Raw genomic sequence first — 17,549 nt, 5'->3', positions numbered from 1 at the left:
ATACAACAGTAACGATGGCAGACGGCATGGGAGGTAGAGTACGAGGCATGCATGTTATCGCTGGACGATTCAAAGGGCTGACCCTGCCTGCCGCGAGAACCGGGACGCGGCCCACGACCGACCGGACGAAGGAGGCGCTGTTCTCACGCCTCGAAGCGCTTGACATCTTGGAAGGCGCTCGCGTGCTTGACCTGTATGCCGGCACCGGAGCGCTCGGTATCGAGGCGCTGTCGCGAGGCGCGCGTGAGCTCGTCGCCGTGGAGTCGGCGGGGCCCGCGGCAAGCGTATTGTCAAAAACCTTGGGCGAATTGCGGCATCGGCGGGAGTGGGAGAGCGGCATGTCGGCCCACGCGCTGCGCCGCCGCGCCGAACAATTCGTGGCCGATTATGCCGGTCCCTCGTTCGCATTGGTACTTATCGACCCGCCATATGCGCTCGAAACCGAGCAATGCGAGACGCTTATGGTCAATCTGGCAGCAGGCGAGGCGACCGGCCCCGCCAGCGTCATCATTCTCGAACGTTCCACGAGATCGGCCGACCCGCGGCCGCCGCGGGATTGGATCGTCTCCGACCGCCGGAATTACGGCGAAACCGCCGTGTTCACCTTTGAACATGCCTGAGGGGTGGGGCTGTGCAGCGTTGCGCAGCAGTTCTCTGCTCCGGCGAACGGCTGAGATGCTGTGAGGCAGCCGCTTTCTGCCAGCTGGGCACTGCTGCGGAGCGTGTGCATGGGGGACAACGACGAGTGCGTGCAGACTAGGCAGCGCGTCGTGGATGCGCCTGCGAGACATCCCAGCCCAATGCCATCAAGGTTTTGCGGTCGGCTTTGTCAAGCTGCTTGCAGTCGAGCGCCTGGATAAGGTCGGGGCGGATGGCGCTGGTGCGTTCCAGCGCCTCGTCGCGCCGGAAACGGTAGACTTTGCCGTGATCGCCGCCGAGCAGAATATCGGGCACCGCCACCGTGCGCCAGAGCGCTGGTTTGGTGTACTGATGGTATTCGAGCAGCGCATTGCCGCCTGTGTAGGATTCCTCGACGATGGATTCGGGATTGCCCATGAAGCCCGGCAGCAGGCGCGTGATCGCCTCAAGCATCACGGACACGGCCACTTCGCCGCCGTTGAGCACATAGTCGCCGATCGAATATTCGCGCACATCGACGCCCCGCGCGCGATAGTATTCCGGGATCCGTGCGTCATAGCCCTCGTACCGTCCGCAGCCGAAGACGAGCCGTCCGGCGTGCGACAGCTCAGCTGCATCGCGCTGCGTGAAGAGCGGAGCGGAAGGATTGGGGAAAATCAGGACTGTATCGTTTGCATCGGCTGTTGCGCCAGCGACATCGTCACTGCCCTCGCCGCCCGGCTTCACACCCAGCAGCTCATCAAGGCATTCGCCCCACACTTCGGGCTTCATTACCATGCCTGCCCCGCCGCCCACCGGCGTATCGTCGACCGAGTGATGCACGTCGTGCGTCCAGTCGCGTAGATTGTGGGCCGCGATGCGCACCAGGCCGTTGTCTTGCGCCTTGCCGAGCAGCGACAGTTTGAGCACGTCGAAGTATTCGGGAAACACGCTGACGATATCGATATCCATAAGGCACCAGAGTACCGCCAAGGCGCGTCGCCAAAGCCAGCGCCGTTGCGACAAGTGATAACCGCGCATGACAGGCGTGTGAAGTCACGTCTAGGATCCGAGATCCTTCCAAGGTCAGGGTTGGTCAATGCCAAACGTTCGATTGTGTTTGCGCAGGTTGCATGTGACCGCTTTGCAAGCGACCACTGTAGTTGATGTGCAGCACACCGGGGAGATTGGAGGCGAACAGGGAGAAAGGAGAGGAAGAGGCGTGAAGGGACAGCACCCAAATACCACTGGCCGAGCAACGCATTGAAACATGCCAAGCCGAAGCGGGTTGTTCGCCAATCGGTTCCCAGCGCATATGCGGATGAGTCCCGCAGATCCTGCAATAGCGCGTAGTCGTTTTCCGAGCCGGTCACCTTGGGATTGCCGGTGCGCAGGAATTCCTCGGTTGCCATGCCCATTGTGTTCAAGCCATCGAAGGCGCGACCCATGCGATGCAGCAGGGCGGAAAGCCCTTTTACTGTGCGCATCGGTTTCTCGCCCTCCTCATGCAGCTCTGCTCTATCGTATCCTGCGATCGGGCCGATTCATCGAGCCGACGCGTTGGTCTGCACCTTCCTCAAGCAGTATCAGCGTTTTCCTCCAAGCGGATTCTTTGATCCGCGCGCTTTTCATTGATAGCCTTGACACTTGGAAGCCGTAATTCGAAAGGGGTGTGCAAATATGGACGAACACAATAAGAATGCCGAGGAACAGGGCCAGGATACGCCGAAGGTCAATGGCGTACCGGTTCAGGATGCGCCGCAATCCTCTCTTCCGGAGGCTCCGTCGAATGAACCCTCAGAAGACGAAAAGAAAGATCTCGAAACCGGTGCCTCCACATCTACCGATGATGTCACCTATGATGTGCCTCCGACAGATCTGTAAATAGGCGCGGGCTTGCAGGCAGATGCAGCCTTATGAGGCTGCATCTGCGTTTATCGCAGCACTATCGAAGAACGGCGGCCATCATTCGCGATGGACGCCGTTCTTCGTTCTGCATGGGATAGAGAAGCTACCGTTTGAGATGCAGTGCTGCAACTCCCTATTCTCGTGATTCGGTCCGGCGCGAGGATATCTTCGCGCCGGACCGAATCATGTAACTGCAGTCACGCAGCGCCTGGGCCTCATCGAGCATTATGTATGCCCGATATTCAGAAGATTGGCCGTCCGCCGGTCACGGCGAGCACGGTGCCGCTCACATACGAAGCTTCTGCGTTGTTCGCGAGGAATACCATGGCGCCGGCCAGTTCGGCTGGCTGCCCGGGCCTCCCCAGCGGCGTGCCCTTGCCAAATTCCGGGATGCCCTCGTGATCCATGGTCGAGGTGATCAGTGGCGTCCAGATCGGTCCTGGCGCGACCGCGTTGACGCGGATCCCTTTCGGCCCGAGCTGTTGGGCGAGATTGGCGGTGAAATTCGTCAGCGCCGCCTTGGTGGCCGCGTAATCGATGAGGTTGCCTGAAGGCTCGTAGGCCTGTATCGAGGTGACATTGATGATGCTGGCCCCGGCTTTCAGATATTTCAGAGCCTGTTGCGTGACCCAGAACGTCCCCAGCAGGTTGGTGTCGAACACCGTTTTCATCTCATCCGTCGTGAGGTCCTCGAACCCGTTCTCGCGGCGGCCGAATTGCGTGCCGGCGTTGTTGACCAGCACATCCAATCCGCCGAGCGCCGCGGCGGCATCGTCGACGAGTCCGCGGGCCCTGTTTTCGTCCCTGATATCCGTCTCGAATATCTCGCAGCTTCCCGTTTTATCGACGTCGATGATTTCACGCGTTCGCTGGGCGTCGGCCAGTTCGGGAGCCATGCAGGAGATGGCGACGCGGGCCCCTTCTCTCGCGAATGCGATGGCAGTGGCCCGCCCGATGCCGGAGTCGCCTCCGGTGATCAGCGCGCGCACGCCTACCAGCCGGTTCCTTCCGACCCAGCTGGTCTCACCATGATCGGGTTCCGGGGTCATGCTCGCCGTCGTTCCCGGCGGGTTCTGGATTTGCTGCGGATAGTCTTTATCGGTTCGAATTCCTATGTCATTGTGCGGGTTTTCGTTCGTTGCAGCATCTGTCATTATGCTTCCCTTCCGTAGGGTTGACGATGATCGAAGAAGAATCCCGTCATATGCCTGCAGCGGCAATTCCGTGATTCTTCGCTGATTCCGTTATTGCGCCGGCCTGGCCACTGTCGAACTGTGCTACCGTCGCACTGCGCCGGCCAGTGACCGGAGTAAAACCGACTGTCACTTTGTCGGCTTCGTACTGGGCGGTTCCATATCACATTCCGAACCGCTAATAGATCTCATACCTCGGGCTGACAGGTCGGGACACCCCTCAGGCGTGTCCCTCAGTCCTTGTCTGACAAGGCTATAGAAATTCCCAGTGCTATTCAACGTGAATCGCCCTATGTTTGCTCAAAACACAATTATGTGAATCTTTGAGGGTTGTCGAGCGCAATGGCATCCGCTGATCTCGTAACCGGATACCTCTCCAGTCGGATTTTTGTATTTGACGGCATTCGGCGTTTGAAAAGACGTGCGTGATAGGCGATGCCACAGGGCGTGGTATCAAAGCCAGCTCATATCGGCCGCGCATGGTGGAAGTGCAGGTTGAACGGCATACGGCATCCGCGGCGCGGCGGAGATCGCCGGTGCCAGGTGATGCAGCTGCGCTGTGCTGCTAGCGTTCTCACTGCACTCATCCGGCTTTGGGTCAGCGCCCATCAGCATCGTCCGCAGGGAAGTGGATGCCGGCGCTCTGGCGCATCTGCCAGAGGGTTTCGCACACTTCGCGGCTCGTCTTGAGCCAGCGCAAATAGCGTGATTGGTTTGCCGGTTCGGCTGGAGCTTGGATGACATCGGTGAAATCGCGCACTTCTCCGCTCATCGGATTGCCGGTTGGGGATGGGCAGATCTCTTGTACTGTGCCGTCGTCTTCCATGAGGCGGACGCTGCCGAGATCGCCGCCGTTGCCGAAGCTGAGAGTTTGCCGCCCTGCGTATATTTCGGATCCGAACCTGGAATTGACGGTTTTCGAGATGAGAAGGGTGACATCGAAATGCTGGTAGTGCAGCACGCCGGTGCCCATGGCGTCGGTGCCAGTCGGAAGCAACAGGCAATGATATTCGGCGGAATGCGGCGGCCCGAACAGGGCTATCGCGTCATACACCGGATACACTCCCAAATCCTGCAAGGCACCGCCGGAAAACTGCGCGGTGAATACGTTTGGTGCGGTTCCTGCGAGAACGGCGTCGTATTTCGAGGAGTATTTCATATAGGAAAAGACCGCGCCGCCGACCTGTCCCATATTCTCCACCTGCTCGGCGATGCTGCGGAATGTGTCGGTATGAATGTTCCTGGCCGCCTCGAAGAAACGCACCTGAGGGTGGTGGCGGAGCAGGGTCTCGATCTTGGCGAATTCCGTCGGATTCGAGAATGCGGGCTTCTCGACGATGACGTTTTTCCCGACGCTGATGGCTTTGGCCGCCTGGCTGTAATGCATCGAGTTGGGCGAGGCGATGTACACCGTGTCGATCTTCGAATCCGCGAGGAATTCCTCGATATCGTCATACGCCGGATATGCCTCATCGGGGTATTTGAACCGTTCCGCGGATTCGCGGGTTCTGGAAAGAATCCCTGCCATCTGCGCGCCCTGCTGCTGGTGCACCGCATCGGCAAACTGACGCGATATCCAACCTGTCCCGATAATCCCTATATGCATTGTTCCGCCCATCTGCACGTGCCGTTCGATCATTCTTCGATTATCTTATCGTTTTTTTCTGAGCGGCAGGCTACGTCGGATGCCGGTCACAGCGATTACAAGCTTCTGCCATTGGGCAGATGCCGCTATCATTATGCGTGTATGAATGAACCGGTGCTGCAAGAAGTGGAGAATGCAGCCAGGTGCGCCGCTGAAAGCCACGGTGTCGGGGAAATGCGTGTCTCTGGTGCAGTGGCCAGAGGAAACGCCGGCCGGATTCCGATATGGATTTGATCTACCGGCTTGCTTCAGAGAAAAAGGCCACTGCAGGGGTCATTATGTCGTCCAAGGGCGAGTCGGAAAAAGGCTCGGCAGAGCGTTTTCCCTTATCGTTGCTGACCTTCGAGTTCATCGCCAGGCACAGCCCGCCAGGAAGGCGGTTTTACGATGCCGCCGGGCACGACTTGAAGAGAGTGGTCTGATGCGCAGATCACAAGAAAAAGATGGACCGCTCTTTGAAGAGCCCATAGAGCACCTTCAATATGCGGTCGAAGACGTCAGTCAATTCTCGTCGGCAGAAGGACAGCTTTGTGTTTGCGCACTACCCCAGCCCGGGAATCAGGCCCCCGGGAGGGTTTATGGTGAGCGTTCCCTCGGCTGGGTCGATGTCGGGCACAATGGGGTCTACGAAGGGAACAAGCGCCGTAGTAGGCGTATTTTCGTCGGTTGCGTCAGTGCCGGCCACACGATCGCCGGCCAACCGTAGTTTCAGCAGCGACTGTGCAGGGCCGTCAATCACGTCGACGACTTGGCCCAGCACCTTGCCTCCGGGGATGCCAAGCACGTTGTCGTCGGCAAGCCGGGCCTCAAGTCCGATGAGATCCTTGGGATACCATGCATCTTCACGCGCCATTTCTTCGGGGTCATCTGCCTCGCCGTACAGCTCGATGCCGTTCAGGGCCTCGGCCGCGTCGCGATTGTCGATGCCTTCGAAGCGCAAGATCCAACGGTCTTTGAACGTCCGCGCGCCTTCGACGATGTATTCGTGCGAATCGTCGCTGGTGCGTAGGGACGAACCGGGGGAGAAGCGCCGCCCGGGCTCGTCGGTGGTGATGCGGACGTTGACTTCGCCTTTGAGTCCCTGCGCCCGGCCGATACGACAGACCCTCAACAGCTCACGCTGTTGAGGGTCGTTGCCATGCATTGAACGCCCCACTACTTGCGGACATCCATGATGTCGACGCGCACTTTGTGGTCGGCCAAGGCCTGCACCACGGTGCGGATCGCGTTGGCGGTGCGGCCGCTGCGGCCGATCACGCGGCCGATATCCTCCGGGTTCACACGCACGCGAAGCAATTCGCCGCGAGGGTTCTCATGGGATTTGACTGATACATCGTCGGGGAAATCGACGATGTTGGTGATCAGATGTTCAACGGCTTGCGCGAGCATGATTACTCAGCCTGCGCTTCCGCAGCCTCAGGCTCGGTGCTCTTGGCTTCGGCGGCCTTTTCGGCTTCCGCCTGCGCCGCAGCCTTGGCTGCAGCCGCCGAGTTCGCCGCCTTGATCTTCTGCGCCTGGGCTTCGACGGCTTCGATGCGGGCTGCGGCATCCGGGCCGTCCTCAGGGGTCTTCAGGGTGCCTTCGGCACCGTCGAGCCCCCTGAACTTCTGCCAGTCACCAGTGATCTTCAGCAGCTTGAACACTGCTTCTGACGGCTGTGCGCCCACGCCCAACCAGTACTGCGCGCGTTCGGAATCAATCTGGATAAGCGACGGCTGCTTGTTCGGATCGTAAATGCCGATCTCCTCGATGGACTGGCCGTCGCGCTTGTTGCGCGAATCGGTGATGACCACACGATAGAAGGCATAGAACTTCTTGCCCAGTCGCTTCAGACGAATCTTGGTTGCCAAAATGGCTCTCCTTGTAACTTAGGGTGCCGGCCGTCGGTTTTCTGTGGGGGCACAAAAACCTGCAGCCAGCGTGTTCCTCGCGGCGTGCGGGAATGAGAGGGTCCCGTATCCGTGAATAACTGGGACATTATACAACACAGGCATGGATAGCGCGACCTCTCGAGTCCCAGCATGGTATGCAATCGTGCCATATGCACCTTGGATTAGCGGATCGCCAACGTGGGCTTGAGCAGCGAGTGCCAATGAACAGTCTCGGGCGCGACGTCACTATGAGCGGCTAATCGAAGTTTTTCGTCGATGATGCGCAGTATTTCGTGGGCGATATCCGGCATGTTCTGCTCGATGCTGGAAAACCCAAGGGATTGCGCGGTGGGCGTGTTGTCGAATCCGGTGATGGCCAGCCCATCTGGCGACGCCATCATGGCACCGGTCGCCAGCGTATCGCTCACGCACACGAGGGCGTCGATGTCTGGCTGCCTGTCGAGCAGTTCGACGCAGGCGCTTTGCCCTGCGCCGATATCGTCTACTGCCTCGATCCGCAAGGCGCTGAGGCTATGCTCGTCCGCAAGCCTGGCCTGAAGCAGCGCATCACGCCATCCTCGCATGCGATCGTCACCTGTTCCGGATTCTTCCGGCCATCCGATAAGCCCTATGTGCCGGTGCCCGGTGAGGATAAGATGTTGGGTCATCTCCCGAATCCCCGCCCTGCCGTCGACATCGACCCAGGCGATCTCCGGATCGAGCACGCAGGGCGAGCCCCACGGCCGGCCGAACATCACGAACGTCTGACGGTGCCTGATCAGCCAGTCCGGCCTAGGGTCCTGATGGGTTGTATCGGTCAGCACGAACGCGTCTACGTCGGCGCCCGCGCACAATGCTGTGAAGTGGCGTATCTCGTCCTCATGGGAGTCTGTTTTGTAGAGGGTGATGCGAATATCCGCAGCGTCGGCACCGCCCGCCAAGGCGTGCAGGAACCGGTCATACACTGCAGAATGCGGATTCGGGGAAATACCCACGGCTATGGTGCCGCTGCGCTGTTTGCGCAGACGACGCGCCGAGGCGTTCGGCAAGTAACCGAGCTGGTCGATGGCGGCCTCCACCCCCTTTTGGGTTTGAGGTCTGACCCGTTGGGGTGCGTTCAGAACGTTCGAAACTGTCTGCGGGGAGACGCCTGCCTGTTTGGCCACGTCTTTGATGCTTACCATGGTGTGTGACTCTCTCCGTCAATGTATGTGCCTGTCCGATTATATCGTTCATATTTATAGCTGAAGCGCTTCCTCGAACCAGGCAAAGGCAAGGTGCTGGAATCTTATGCGGATACCGTTTGAATGGACAAAGTATTAGAACGAACAAAATAATAGCAATATCCCTATATGCTCATATATATCAACGATATATTTCGCTATTTTCAGCTTGACAAGACATAAGAAAAGAGTAATAATTCGAACGTTCCAAAAAAGAACGCATAAGCAAAGGAGCTTCTTATGAGCAACAACAAAACAAAGGGTACGGTGGCGCTGTCGCTCGCTGCTGTGCTCTTGCTGTCTGGATGCGGCAGCGGCTTCAGCAGCGGGTCCGGGGCCGCGTCCGGCAAGGATTCCGCCGGAAAACTCACGTCGGACACCTCGCGCACGCTGCAGGTGCTTATCGGCTCGTCGGGGGACGCCGAAACCCAAGCCGTGACGAAAGCCGTCGCCGACTGGTCGAAGCAATCCGGTCGCAAGGCGAAGGTCATCGCGGCGTCTGACGGCCAGCAGCAGCTGAGCCAAGGCTTTGCCTCGGGCGATCCCGCGGACGTCTTCTATCTCAGTCCCGATTACCTGGCAGGCTACGCCGCAAACGGCTCGCTGCTGGCGTACGGCGACATGATGGACACTTCTGACTACTATCCTTCGGTTTTGAAATCGCTTTCCTACGACGGCAAACTCTATGCCGTTCCCAAGGACGTTTCCACGCTTCAGCTCGTCATCAACACCGATATGTGGTCTGCGGCAGGGTTCACTGAAGCGGATTACCCGAAGAACTGGGCCGATCTTGCCGCTGTGGCGAAGAAGCTGACCAAGCCGGGGCAGATCGGGCTGTCGTTCGGCGGCGAATACGCACGCATCGGCGTGTTCTTCGCTCAGGCGGGCGGCGGGCTGGTCAAAGACGGTAAGGCGGTAGCCGATTCCGCAGCCAGCGTCAAGGCGCTGACCGAGGTCAAAAGCCTGCTCACCTCAGGTGTGGCCGCCTACGCTTCCGATCTGGGAGCAGGCTGGGGCGGCGAGGCCTTTGGCACCAAGAAGGCGGCGATGACGATCGAAGGCAACTGGCTGAGCGGAACCATGCAATCCGACTATCCGGATGTCAAGTACAAGGCCATCGAATTGCCTGCGGGGCCTGCGGGCAAGGGAACGCTGCAGTTCACCAATGGCTGGGGCATCGCGGCTGACAGCAAGGATCAAAAGGGCGCGCTCGACTTGGTCAAATACCTGACAGGCGACGACGTGGTCATGAGCTTCTCCAAGGCATTCGGCGTCATGCCCGCTTCCAAAAAGCTCGGTGCCGAGTACAAAAAGCAGTATCCCGATATGAGCGCGTTCGCCGACGGTTTGGCGTATGCGACCGGCCTGCCCAATCAGAAGGGCGCGGCCACCGTGCTCGGCGACCTGAACTCTTCGCTGGAGACGCTCAAGAAATCCAATCCGAAGACCATTTTGGACAAGGCCCAGACGAACTACGAAGCCATTCTCTGATTGATCGTGCCAAGTCGAGGGAGGTCTCATCATGACAGCGAAACGGCGACTATCGCCAGTGCAGACGAACGGCCGCATCAGCAGACGCGGGGAATCCATTTCCGGCTGGCTGTTCTGCCTGCCCGTCATCATCATCCTCGGGGTGTTCCTGTTCATACCGATCGTGATGGCGCTGTGGGTGAGTTTCTCGAACTGGTCAGGCCGTGGCGATCCGTTCTCGGCCGGAGTCGGCTTTGTGGGATTGACGAATTACGAGACAGTGCTCGCCAAGCCGGGTCTTGCACAGTCGGATTTCGGCATGGCTATCAAGAACAATGCCTGGTACACGCTGCTGGTCATTCCGCTGCAGACGCTGCTCAGCCTCTTGTTGGCTGTGCTGGTCAACCGCAAGGTGCTCAAGGCCCGCGGGTTCTTCCGCACCGCCTTTTACTTCCCGTCGGTGACTAGCTCGGTGGCCATCACCGTGCTGTGGATGTTCCTGTTCAACACCTCCGGGTCGGTGAACGCCGTACTGTCGTGGTTCGGCGTGCACGGCCCCAACTGGTTCAATGACCCCGATGGGATCGTGCACCTGCTGCTCGCCAAACTCGGCGTGGCGCAGGGGCCGCAGCCACTGGCGGATCATGGGCTCCTCGGGGTCTCTTGGTGGGATTGGCTGGGCGGGCCGTCGGTAGCGATGTTCGCAATCATCCTCATGGTGATCTTCACCACGTCGGGCACCTTCATGCTCATGTTCGTCGCCGCGTTGCAGAGCATCGGGGAGTCGACTGAAGAGGCTGCCATCATGGACGGCGCCTCGTCGTGGCAACGGCTGTGGAAGGTCACGGTCCCACAGCTCAAGCCGACCATCTTCACGGTGATCACACTGGGGATCATCGGAACATGGCAGGTCTTCGACCAGATCTACACGGGGACGAAAGGCGGCCCGGCCAAGACCACGCTTACTCCCGCCTATCTCTCGTACAGTGCGGCGTTCGATAATCAGGAATGGGGGCAGGGTGCGGCGATCTCCTTCATCCTGTTCATCATCATTGTGGTCATGACCGCTGTTCAGCGTCGCCTCATGAGAGAGCGCAGGCTTTCTCGGCGCAAGAGAGCCCGGTACGAGCAAATGAAACGTGAGGCACGCGCCATGGGCGTTGCCATGGCAGACGACTCAAAAGCCATGGCCCAGGCCGATCCGGCTGTGACCGTCGGACAAGTTGCCAGCAAGGGAAGTGTATGATGCAGCAAACGGAGCATCAGGCCAGCGTCAGTACGCAGCCGGATTCGTACGTCACGAGGATCGTCAGGCGGATTCGTACGTCGACGCCAGCCAGAAGCGGATGGCTGGTATATCTGTTACTGGTGGCAATGGCGGTCATTTACATCATGCCGTTCCTCATTCAGATATCCACCTCGTTCAAAACCGAGGCGGACGCATCCAATAACCCGGTTTCTCTCATCCCGGCGACATGGACGACGGCCGCTTACCAACGACTGTTCCTGCATTCGGACTTTCCGGTGTGGTTTAGGAATTCCGTCATTGTCACGGTATTCGTGACTCTGGGCAGGGCTTTTTTCGATTCCCTCGCCGGATATGCGCTCTCCAGGTTGCGATTCGCCGGACGCGGCTTCGTGTTTGGCATGTTGATCGCCGTGATGAGCGTTCCATCGGTGGTGCTCATGATCCCGAAGTTCCTCATCATCAAATATCTGGGCATCTATGACACCTATGCCGCCATGGTGCTGCCGCTGCTGGTCGATGCCACTGGCGTATTCATCATGAAAAACTTCTTCGAGTCGATTCCGCGCAGCGTCGAGGAACAGGCAATGATCGATATGGCAGGTCCTTTCCGCATTTTCTGGTCGATCGTGCTGCCGATGGCGAGACCCGCATTGGTCACTATCGTGATTCTGTCGTTCCAGGGGTCGTGGAATGAGCTCTCGCATTTCATCATCGCGACGCAGTCACCGGCGCTGACCACGCTCACCAAAGGCGTCGCCTCGCTGGCCAGCGGACAGCTGAGCCAGGGCAATCAGTACCCGCTCAAACTTGCCTCGGCGGTCATCATGACGCTGCCTGTCGCCATCATGTTCTTCATTTTCCAGAAAAGGATCATGAACGCATCCGAAGGCGCCACTAAAGAATAGCCCGATGCAGGCGTATACGAGCAAACGACTATTGAATGGAGTGTGGCATGAACTTAGCGCCAACAGAACCAGCGATGACAGAGCAACCCGGAGGCGGAGAGCCGCGAGTGACAGTTGAGCCGCCGCACCAGCCATGGATGCATGATATGAAACCATTGGTGTGCGCCCCAGCGCAGTTCTGGTCTAATGCGGATGGTTCGGTCGATGGCAGATCGCTGTGCGGATTCTATGTAGCTGATGTGCGGCTCATTTCATCCATCGCTCCCACAGTGGCGGGGGAAGAGCCTGCTCCGGTCGCATGGTCAGCTTCGGACTCGCGACATAGTTCAACGGTTCTGTTAATGCGGGATCTTGACCCGGGAAGCGTGGATCCGCGTGTGCGCATGCGCATTGAACGCAACATCGGCCACAACGGCATGCAGGAGGAGCTCGTCATCGAGAACGATCTTGACCATACGCTTGATCTGCCGGTCCGACTCGACATCACCGTTGACATGTCTTCAATGCAGGAGGTCAAAGGCGGTGCGCCGTCGCAGGCTTTGCAACAAGGACTGGTTACCATTCGCCCCGCTGTTGGCGGAGTTGGGATCGCGTGCCGGGGCATGAACGTCCAGCTCGCTGCTCACGGGGGTCGTGTTGCCGTCGCGGACAATATTGTGTCATTGGCGTGGAAACTCCATATTCCTGCGCAAGGGTGGGCTTCAGCGCGATGGGAGGCCCGCGTTGTCTCAAACTTCGATGCCGTCATTGCAGCCCCCGAGCAGCGGCCATGGGGAGATATGCGCCTTGACGGAGGAGACGCCAGACTCGCTCGCTGGGTAAAGCGCTCTCTGGACGACCTTGACGGTCTGCGTATGGCGATTCCTGCGCTGCCGGACGATCAGTTCCTGGCAGCTGGGGCACCCTGGTTCTTTACGCTTTTTGGACGGGACTCGTTATGGGCGGCAAGGTTCATGCTTCCCTTGGGCACCGAGCTCGCCGAAGGCACACTGAAGACGCTCGCACATTTCCAAGCGAACGCCACAAATATCGAAATTGATGCAGACCCCGGTAAGATCATGCATGAGCTGCGCGCGGAATCCTTGGAGTCACAAGGGGTTTTTGGCGCGGATGCCATGCGTTTGCCGCCGTTGTATTATGGCACGTTGGATGCTACTGAGCTGTGGATCATTCTGTTGGGCGAGGCGCGTGCTTGGGGTATGCCGGACTCGCGCGTCAGGCCGTTGCTTGGCAATCTTCAGGCTGCGATGACTTGGATGATGGACTACGGGGATGCCGATGGCGACGGTTTTCTTGAGTATATTGATCGCGCAGGCCACGGTCTGAGCAACCAAGGATGGAAGGATTCGGGGGATTCTATTCGCTGGCGAGATGGAAGGCTTGCGCAAGGACCTATAGCCCTATGCGAAGTGCAGGGTTATGCCTATCAGGCTGCCATGCTCGGAGCTGATATTCTCGAACGCTTTAACAGGCCGGGCTTCGACGAGGCTCGTGAGTGGGCCTCGAGGCTGAAAGCCCGTTTCAACGAATGCTTCTGGGTCGACGATGCCGAAGGGCGTTATCCGGCCATAGCATTAGACAATGAGAAACGCCCCGTTGATTCCTTGACAAGCAATATCGGCCACTTGCTGGGCACTGGGATACTCGATCGCCGTGGCGTGGCCGATGTTGTCGCTCGTCTGATGAGTCCTGACCTGTTGAGCGGCTATGGTATCCGGACTATGAGCCGTCGCAATTCAGGCTATTCGCCATTGAGTTATCATTGCGGAACTGTATGGACGCACGACAGCGCTATTGCAATGCTTGGTCTGGCCGCTGAAGGATATCGTGCCGAGGCGCTTATTGTGGCGCGTCAGCTGTTGCGTGCGGCAGAGCATTTCGACTATCAGACCCCGGAACTGTATTCCGGGGACAGCCCTGAATCCGGCGTGATGCCGTATCCTGCCGCATGCCACCCCCAGTCATGGTCGGCTGCGTCTTCCATCGCAGTGCTTGAAACAATGCTAGATATGCGGCCAACGACCGGGAATAATGACGAGATGCTCATCAGAGCTGATCCCATATCGAATCCGAGTAACGGATATATTGAGATCGCAGGAAGACATATTGAGTATAGAAAATAGCCGTTTTCATCATATTGCGGCATCGGCTGTGTTCCTTCCGGCCTCCGATGAGGCGTCCGATGCGTTTGTCGGCACGCCCGGCGGCTTGCCAAGCTTCATCCCAGGGTGGAAGGCAATATAAACTGAGTACAGTCGTTATGAACGCGAAGGGAAAGGAAAGCTACACGAGCATGCGAAACATTCAAGCCGTCCTATTCGATCTCGATGGCGTGCTGGTACCGACGACGGTGCTGCACATGCAGGCGTGGCAGGACCTGTTCGACGCCGCCTTGCCCGAAGGCGTTGCAGCCTACACCGACAAAGACTATTTCCAGTACGTCGACGGCAAGCCGCGCTACGAGGGCGTCGCCTCGGTGCTCGAAAGCCGCGGCATAACGCTGCCCCAAGGCGATCCGCAGGATGATCCGGGCGCCGAAACGGTGTGCGGCCTCGGCAACCGCAAGAACGACATCTTCGAGCGGCTGCTCGAAGAGCACGGCATAGAGCCTTATGACGACACGGTCGACGTGCTGCGGCACTACGCCGCCTCGGGGAAGCGGCTCGCCGTCGTCTCGAGTTCCAACAATGCCCGTGAAGTGCTCAGACGTGCCGGCATCATCCGGTTCTTCGACGAGGTTGTGGACGGCGAAGTCAGATCGCGCCATGGTCTGCGTGGCAAGCCTGCGCCCGATACCTTCCTGTACGGAGCGCAGCTGCTGCATGCGGATGTCGATGAGACTGCGGTCTTCGAGGACGCGATTTCAGGCATCAAGGCTGCGCGGGCGGGCAATTTCGGTTTCGTCGTAGGGGTGAACCGCGGCGTAGGCGAGAAGGCGCTGTACACCGCCGGCGCCGACACCGTTGTCAGCGATCTTGTCGAGGCCATCGACAGCAACGCCTCATCGCCGGCCCGGCGCCTGGCGAAAGCAGGCGAAGACCCGCTGCGTGCCGACGCCTATCCTATCGACCCGTGGCGTTTCGTGGAACGCAGAAGGCCCGGAGACGACAGCGGCACGCTGTTCAGCGTGTCGAACGGGACCATTGGGATGCGCGGCGCCGGGGCGAGCGAGCGCGTGCTTGGCAATGGCACCTTCCTCAGCGGTTTCCATGAGAACGCGTGGATCACCTACCCGGAGAACTCCTACGGACTGGCACGGGTCGACCAGCAGATCCAAGGCGTGCCGGACGCTTCGGATTTCCATATCTTCCTCGATGGCTATCCCATCGACGCCGAGCTGTCGACCACTGCGCAGGAGATCGACATGCGAAGCGGCATATCAACGATCCGCGAGGATTACGTTGTCGGACCAGGGCGTTCGTTGACGGTGAAGATTTCCAGAATGGCATGTCTGTTCGAACCGAATCTTGCGGTGATCACTCTTGATGTCGACACGAAAGGGCTGTCAGGCTCGTCGCTGGAAATCGAAGGGCGTTTGAATGTCCTGCTGGGCGACGAGGTATCGTTCGATGATCCGCGCAAAAGCCGGGTGCCCCGCAGCGGCATTGAGCGCATCCTGCACGATATCAGCGGAGCAGGGACCCGTCCGAGGCGAGGTTCTGCGGCCCAGCGTGCGGCGACAGGGAACTCGGTGCCCCGCAGCACCGCGATTCAGCAGCCGCCCACACTCGCAGGCTCCGATATCGTCGATGTGTATCGTTGCCAGAATTCACGGCTCATGATGGCCGTAGGGCTCCGGCAATACGTCAACGGGCAGCGCACGAATTCGACCCGGTGGCGGTTCTACCTTGGCGAAGATACGCAGGTTTCGGTCGTGCGCTACGCCGCATACCACAACTTCGCGCTTGAGCCGCGGGGCGTTTCCAGCGGTCTTGTGGCGATGACTCGCGTGCCGCAGGACGCCGAAAGACTGGTTGTCGCGTGCCGCAAGACGCTGGGGCGTTATGGCATGCCGGATGCCGGCAAGGTGCTGCGCAAACAGCACGCTTGGCTGACCCGCTTCTGGCGGCGCTCCGAAATCAAAGTGGACGTGCCAGACGGCGGGCGAGTGCAACAGGCCGTGCACTGGGAGCTGTTCGAACTGGCCCAGTCGTGCGCCTCGGTGCCCAACGGCATCTCGGCCAAAGGGCTCAGCGGCACTGGGTACGGCGGCCATTATTTCTGGGATACGGAAATCTACGTGCTGCCCTTCCTGGTCTTCACCGATCCGGCGAAGGCCAGAAAAGTGCTGGAATACCGCTATCGGATGCTGCCGGCGGCCAGACGCCGTGCGGCCGTGCTCAATCTCGACGGCGCGCTCTTCCCGTGGCGGACCATCAACGGCGAGGAGGCCTCGGCGTATTTCCCGGCGGGAACCGCGCAATACCACATCAACGCCGACATCGCCTATGCGGTCGAGCAGTATGTGTCGGTGAGCGACGACCTGCAATTCCTGTATCTGCAAGGCATCGACATCCTCGTCGAAACCGCGCGCATGTGGGCGAGCATCGGATTCGTGGACAAAGACCACAAGTACCATATTCACCGGGTGACCGGCCCGGACGAGTATTCGGCGCTGGTCGACGACAATTTCTACACGAACATGATGGCGCGCTTCAATCTGTCCGCAGCCTACTCGCGGATGCAGCGCATCAAGGAATCCAACCCGAACGTCTTCCAGGCGGTGGCCGACCGGCTGAACCTGGGCGAGAACGAGATGCAGGTATGGAAGCAATGCGCCGACCAGATGTTTGTCCCCTTCGACGAGCAGCTGGGCATCCACGCGCAGGACGTGGACTTCCTTCACCGTGAGCAGTGGGATTCGCGGCATCTCAAGGCTCGGCCGTTGCTGCTGCATTACCATTCGCTGGAGATCTACCGCAAGCAGATCATCAAACAGCCCGATGTCGTCATGGCGTTGCTGCTGCTCGACGACCGGTTCTCGTTGCAGCAGAAGACGGCGGACTACGAGTACTACGATCGGATCACCACGGGCGACTCCACGCTCTCCGCGGCGATCCAGAGCATCATTGGCGGCGAAGTAGGCCAAAGAAAGCTCGCGAACGAGTACTTCAGAGAGGCGTTGTTCGCCGATTTGGCCAACCTGCATCGCAACACTTCCGACGGGGTGCATCTGGCGTCGGCAGGAGGTATCTGGCTGGCTTTGATCGAAGGATTCGCCGGGTTGCGCGAGCAGCGCGGCAGGCTCGCGTTTTCGCCGAGGCTGCCCGAAGGCTGGAAGTCGATGTCGTTCAGAATCTCGGCACACGGAACGCCCATCGACGTCACGGTCACCCCGCAGGGAGTCCGTGCGCATTCGCTCGGCGGCGACGACTCGTTCCTGACCGTCAGCTGATGGTCGTCGGCTGATGTGATCGTTACGCATGGCTGGCAGCTCATGGCTGCCAGCCATTTTCCAGCGGAATCG

Annotated in this window: 15 protein-coding genes; 8 read left to right on the top strand and 7 right to left on the bottom strand. The window is 59.3% G+C overall.

The window, feature by feature from the left end:
* The first annotated feature begins 47 nt into the window (after positions 1 to 47).
* A complete protein-coding gene (locus tag LKG04_RS02545) occupies positions 48 to 620 on the top strand; it encodes an RsmD family RNA methyltransferase (protein WP_291759704.1) in 573 nt (190 codons plus the stop codon).
* 136 nt (positions 621 to 756) lie between these two features.
* Here the strand turns inward: LKG04_RS02545 and trmD are convergent, their stop codons facing one another.
* Entirely contained in the window at positions 757 to 1,590 is an 834-nt protein-coding gene (gene trmD / locus LKG04_RS02540; RefSeq protein WP_291759702.1) for a tRNA (guanosine(37)-N1)-methyltransferase TrmD, read from the bottom strand.
* 708 nt (positions 1,591 to 2,298) lie between these two features.
* On the opposite strand from trmD, the gene LKG04_RS02535 reads away from it, so the two are divergent.
* Complete coding sequence (locus tag LKG04_RS02535) at positions 2,299 to 2,502, top strand: hypothetical protein (protein ID WP_291759700.1); 204 nt, start codon at positions 2,299 to 2,301, stop codon at positions 2,500 to 2,502.
* Between the two features lie 266 nt (positions 2,503 to 2,768).
* Here the strand turns inward: LKG04_RS02535 and LKG04_RS02530 are convergent, their stop codons facing one another.
* Positions 2,769 to 3,680 (bottom strand): SDR family oxidoreductase, encoded by a 912-nt coding sequence (locus tag LKG04_RS02530; RefSeq protein ID WP_291759698.1) that lies wholly within the window; start codon positions 3,678 to 3,680, stop codon positions 2,769 to 2,771.
* 637 nt (positions 3,681 to 4,317) lie between these two features.
* On the bottom strand, positions 4,318 to 5,325 hold the full coding sequence (locus LKG04_RS02525) for a Gfo/Idh/MocA family protein (RefSeq protein WP_291759924.1): 1,008 nt from the start codon (positions 5,323 to 5,325) through the stop codon (positions 4,318 to 4,320).
* A 263-nt stretch (positions 5,326 to 5,588) separates the two neighbouring features.
* Between LKG04_RS02525 and LKG04_RS02520 the strand changes: the two genes are divergently transcribed.
* The gene (locus LKG04_RS02520; RefSeq protein WP_291759696.1) at positions 5,589 to 5,786 is read left to right on the top strand and encodes a hypothetical protein; all 198 of its coding nucleotides are present in this window, start codon (positions 5,589 to 5,591) and stop codon (positions 5,784 to 5,786) included.
* Between the two features lie 119 nt (positions 5,787 to 5,905).
* On the opposite strand, the gene rimM is transcribed toward LKG04_RS02520, so the two are convergent.
* The 4 genes from rimM to LKG04_RS02500 form a co-directional block, all read right to left on the bottom strand.
* Positions 5,906 to 6,508, bottom strand: coding sequence for a ribosome maturation factor RimM (gene rimM / locus LKG04_RS02515; RefSeq protein ID WP_291759693.1), 603 nt, complete (start codon positions 6,506 to 6,508; stop codon positions 5,906 to 5,908).
* Positions 6,509 to 6,519: 11 nt separating this feature from the next.
* Positions 6,520 to 6,753, bottom strand: a complete 234-nt coding sequence (locus tag LKG04_RS02510) for an RNA-binding protein (RefSeq protein WP_291759691.1) — start codon at positions 6,751 to 6,753, stop codon at positions 6,520 to 6,522.
* Positions 6,754 to 6,755: 2 nt separating this feature from the next.
* Positions 6,756 to 7,214, bottom strand: coding sequence for a 30S ribosomal protein S16 (gene rpsP / locus LKG04_RS02505; RefSeq protein ID WP_291759689.1), 459 nt, complete (start codon positions 7,212 to 7,214; stop codon positions 6,756 to 6,758).
* Positions 7,215 to 7,417: 203 nt separating this feature from the next.
* Positions 7,418 to 8,419 carry a LacI family DNA-binding transcriptional regulator gene (locus LKG04_RS02500; protein WP_291759687.1) on the bottom strand — a complete coding sequence of 334 codons (1,002 nt, stop codon included), beginning with the start codon at positions 8,417 to 8,419 and terminating at the stop codon, positions 7,418 to 7,420.
* Between the two features lie 279 nt (positions 8,420 to 8,698).
* Between LKG04_RS02500 and LKG04_RS02495 the strand changes: the two genes are divergently transcribed.
* From LKG04_RS02495 to LKG04_RS02475, 5 genes are all read left to right on the top strand, one after another.
* Positions 8,699 to 9,949 carry an extracellular solute-binding protein gene (locus LKG04_RS02495; RefSeq protein ID WP_291759685.1) on the top strand — a complete coding sequence of 417 codons (1,251 nt, stop codon included), beginning with the start codon at positions 8,699 to 8,701 and terminating at the stop codon, positions 9,947 to 9,949.
* A gap of 31 nt (positions 9,950 to 9,980) precedes the next feature.
* On the top strand, positions 9,981 to 11,174 hold the full coding sequence (locus LKG04_RS02490) for a carbohydrate ABC transporter permease (protein WP_291759682.1): 1,194 nt from the start codon (positions 9,981 to 9,983) through the stop codon (positions 11,172 to 11,174).
* Positions 11,171 to 12,082 carry a carbohydrate ABC transporter permease gene (locus tag LKG04_RS02485; protein ID WP_291759680.1) on the top strand — a complete coding sequence of 304 codons (912 nt, stop codon included), beginning with the start codon at positions 11,171 to 11,173 and terminating at the stop codon, positions 12,080 to 12,082. The genes LKG04_RS02490 and LKG04_RS02485 overlap by 4 nt, the downstream gene beginning before the upstream one ends.
* A gap of 74 nt (positions 12,083 to 12,156) precedes the next feature.
* Positions 12,157 to 14,205 (top strand): glycogen debranching N-terminal domain-containing protein, encoded by a 2,049-nt coding sequence (locus tag LKG04_RS02480; RefSeq protein WP_291759678.1) that lies wholly within the window; start codon positions 12,157 to 12,159, stop codon positions 14,203 to 14,205.
* A 170-nt stretch (positions 14,206 to 14,375) separates the two neighbouring features.
* Positions 14,376 to 17,477, top strand: coding sequence for an HAD-IA family hydrolase (locus LKG04_RS02475; RefSeq protein ID WP_291759677.1), 3,102 nt, complete (start codon positions 14,376 to 14,378; stop codon positions 17,475 to 17,477).
* Positions 17,478 to 17,549: the final 72 nt, after the last annotated feature.

The organism is Bifidobacterium sp., assembly GCF_022640935.1.
GTDB lineage: Bacteria > Actinomycetota > Actinomycetes > Actinomycetales > Bifidobacteriaceae > Bifidobacterium.
This window is presented reverse-complemented; position numbering and strand designations above follow the sequence as displayed.

What these genes read in the sequence shown, in the direction of transcription:
- LKG04_RS02545 (WP_291759704.1), top strand. Translation starts at nt 48, where the DNA reads ATGCATGTTATCGCTGGACGATTCAAAGGGCTGACCCTGCCTGCCGCG.
- trmD (WP_291759702.1), bottom strand. Translation starts at nt 1,590, where the DNA reads ATGGATATCGATATCGTCAGCGTGTTTCCCGAATACTTCGACGTGCTC.
- LKG04_RS02535 (WP_291759700.1), top strand. Translation starts at nt 2,299, where the DNA reads ATGGACGAACACAATAAGAATGCCGAGGAACAGGGCCAGGATACGCCG.
- LKG04_RS02530 (WP_291759698.1), bottom strand. Translation starts at nt 3,680, where the DNA reads ATGACAGATGCTGCAACGAACGAAAACCCGCACAATGACATAGGAATT.
- LKG04_RS02525 (WP_291759924.1), bottom strand. Translation starts at nt 5,325, where the DNA reads ATGCATATAGGGATTATCGGGACAGGTTGGATATCGCGTCAGTTTGCC.
- LKG04_RS02520 (WP_291759696.1), top strand. Translation starts at nt 5,589, where the DNA reads ATGGATTTGATCTACCGGCTTGCTTCAGAGAAAAAGGCCACTGCAGGG.
- rimM (WP_291759693.1), bottom strand. Translation starts at nt 6,508, where the DNA reads ATGCATGGCAACGACCCTCAACAGCGTGAGCTGTTGAGGGTCTGTCGT.
- LKG04_RS02510 (WP_291759691.1), bottom strand. Translation starts at nt 6,753, where the DNA reads ATGCTCGCGCAAGCCGTTGAACATCTGATCACCAACATCGTCGATTTC.
- LKG04_RS02500 (WP_291759687.1), bottom strand. Translation starts at nt 8,419, where the DNA reads ATGGTAAGCATCAAAGACGTGGCCAAACAGGCAGGCGTCTCCCCGCAG.
- LKG04_RS02495 (WP_291759685.1), top strand. Translation starts at nt 8,699, where the DNA reads ATGAGCAACAACAAAACAAAGGGTACGGTGGCGCTGTCGCTCGCTGCT.
- LKG04_RS02490 (WP_291759682.1), top strand. Translation starts at nt 9,981, where the DNA reads ATGACAGCGAAACGGCGACTATCGCCAGTGCAGACGAACGGCCGCATC.
- LKG04_RS02485 (WP_291759680.1), top strand. Translation starts at nt 11,171, where the DNA reads ATGATGCAGCAAACGGAGCATCAGGCCAGCGTCAGTACGCAGCCGGAT.
- LKG04_RS02480 (WP_291759678.1), top strand. Translation starts at nt 12,157, where the DNA reads ATGACAGAGCAACCCGGAGGCGGAGAGCCGCGAGTGACAGTTGAGCCG.
- LKG04_RS02475 (WP_291759677.1), top strand. Translation starts at nt 14,376, where the DNA reads ATGCGAAACATTCAAGCCGTCCTATTCGATCTCGATGGCGTGCTGGTA.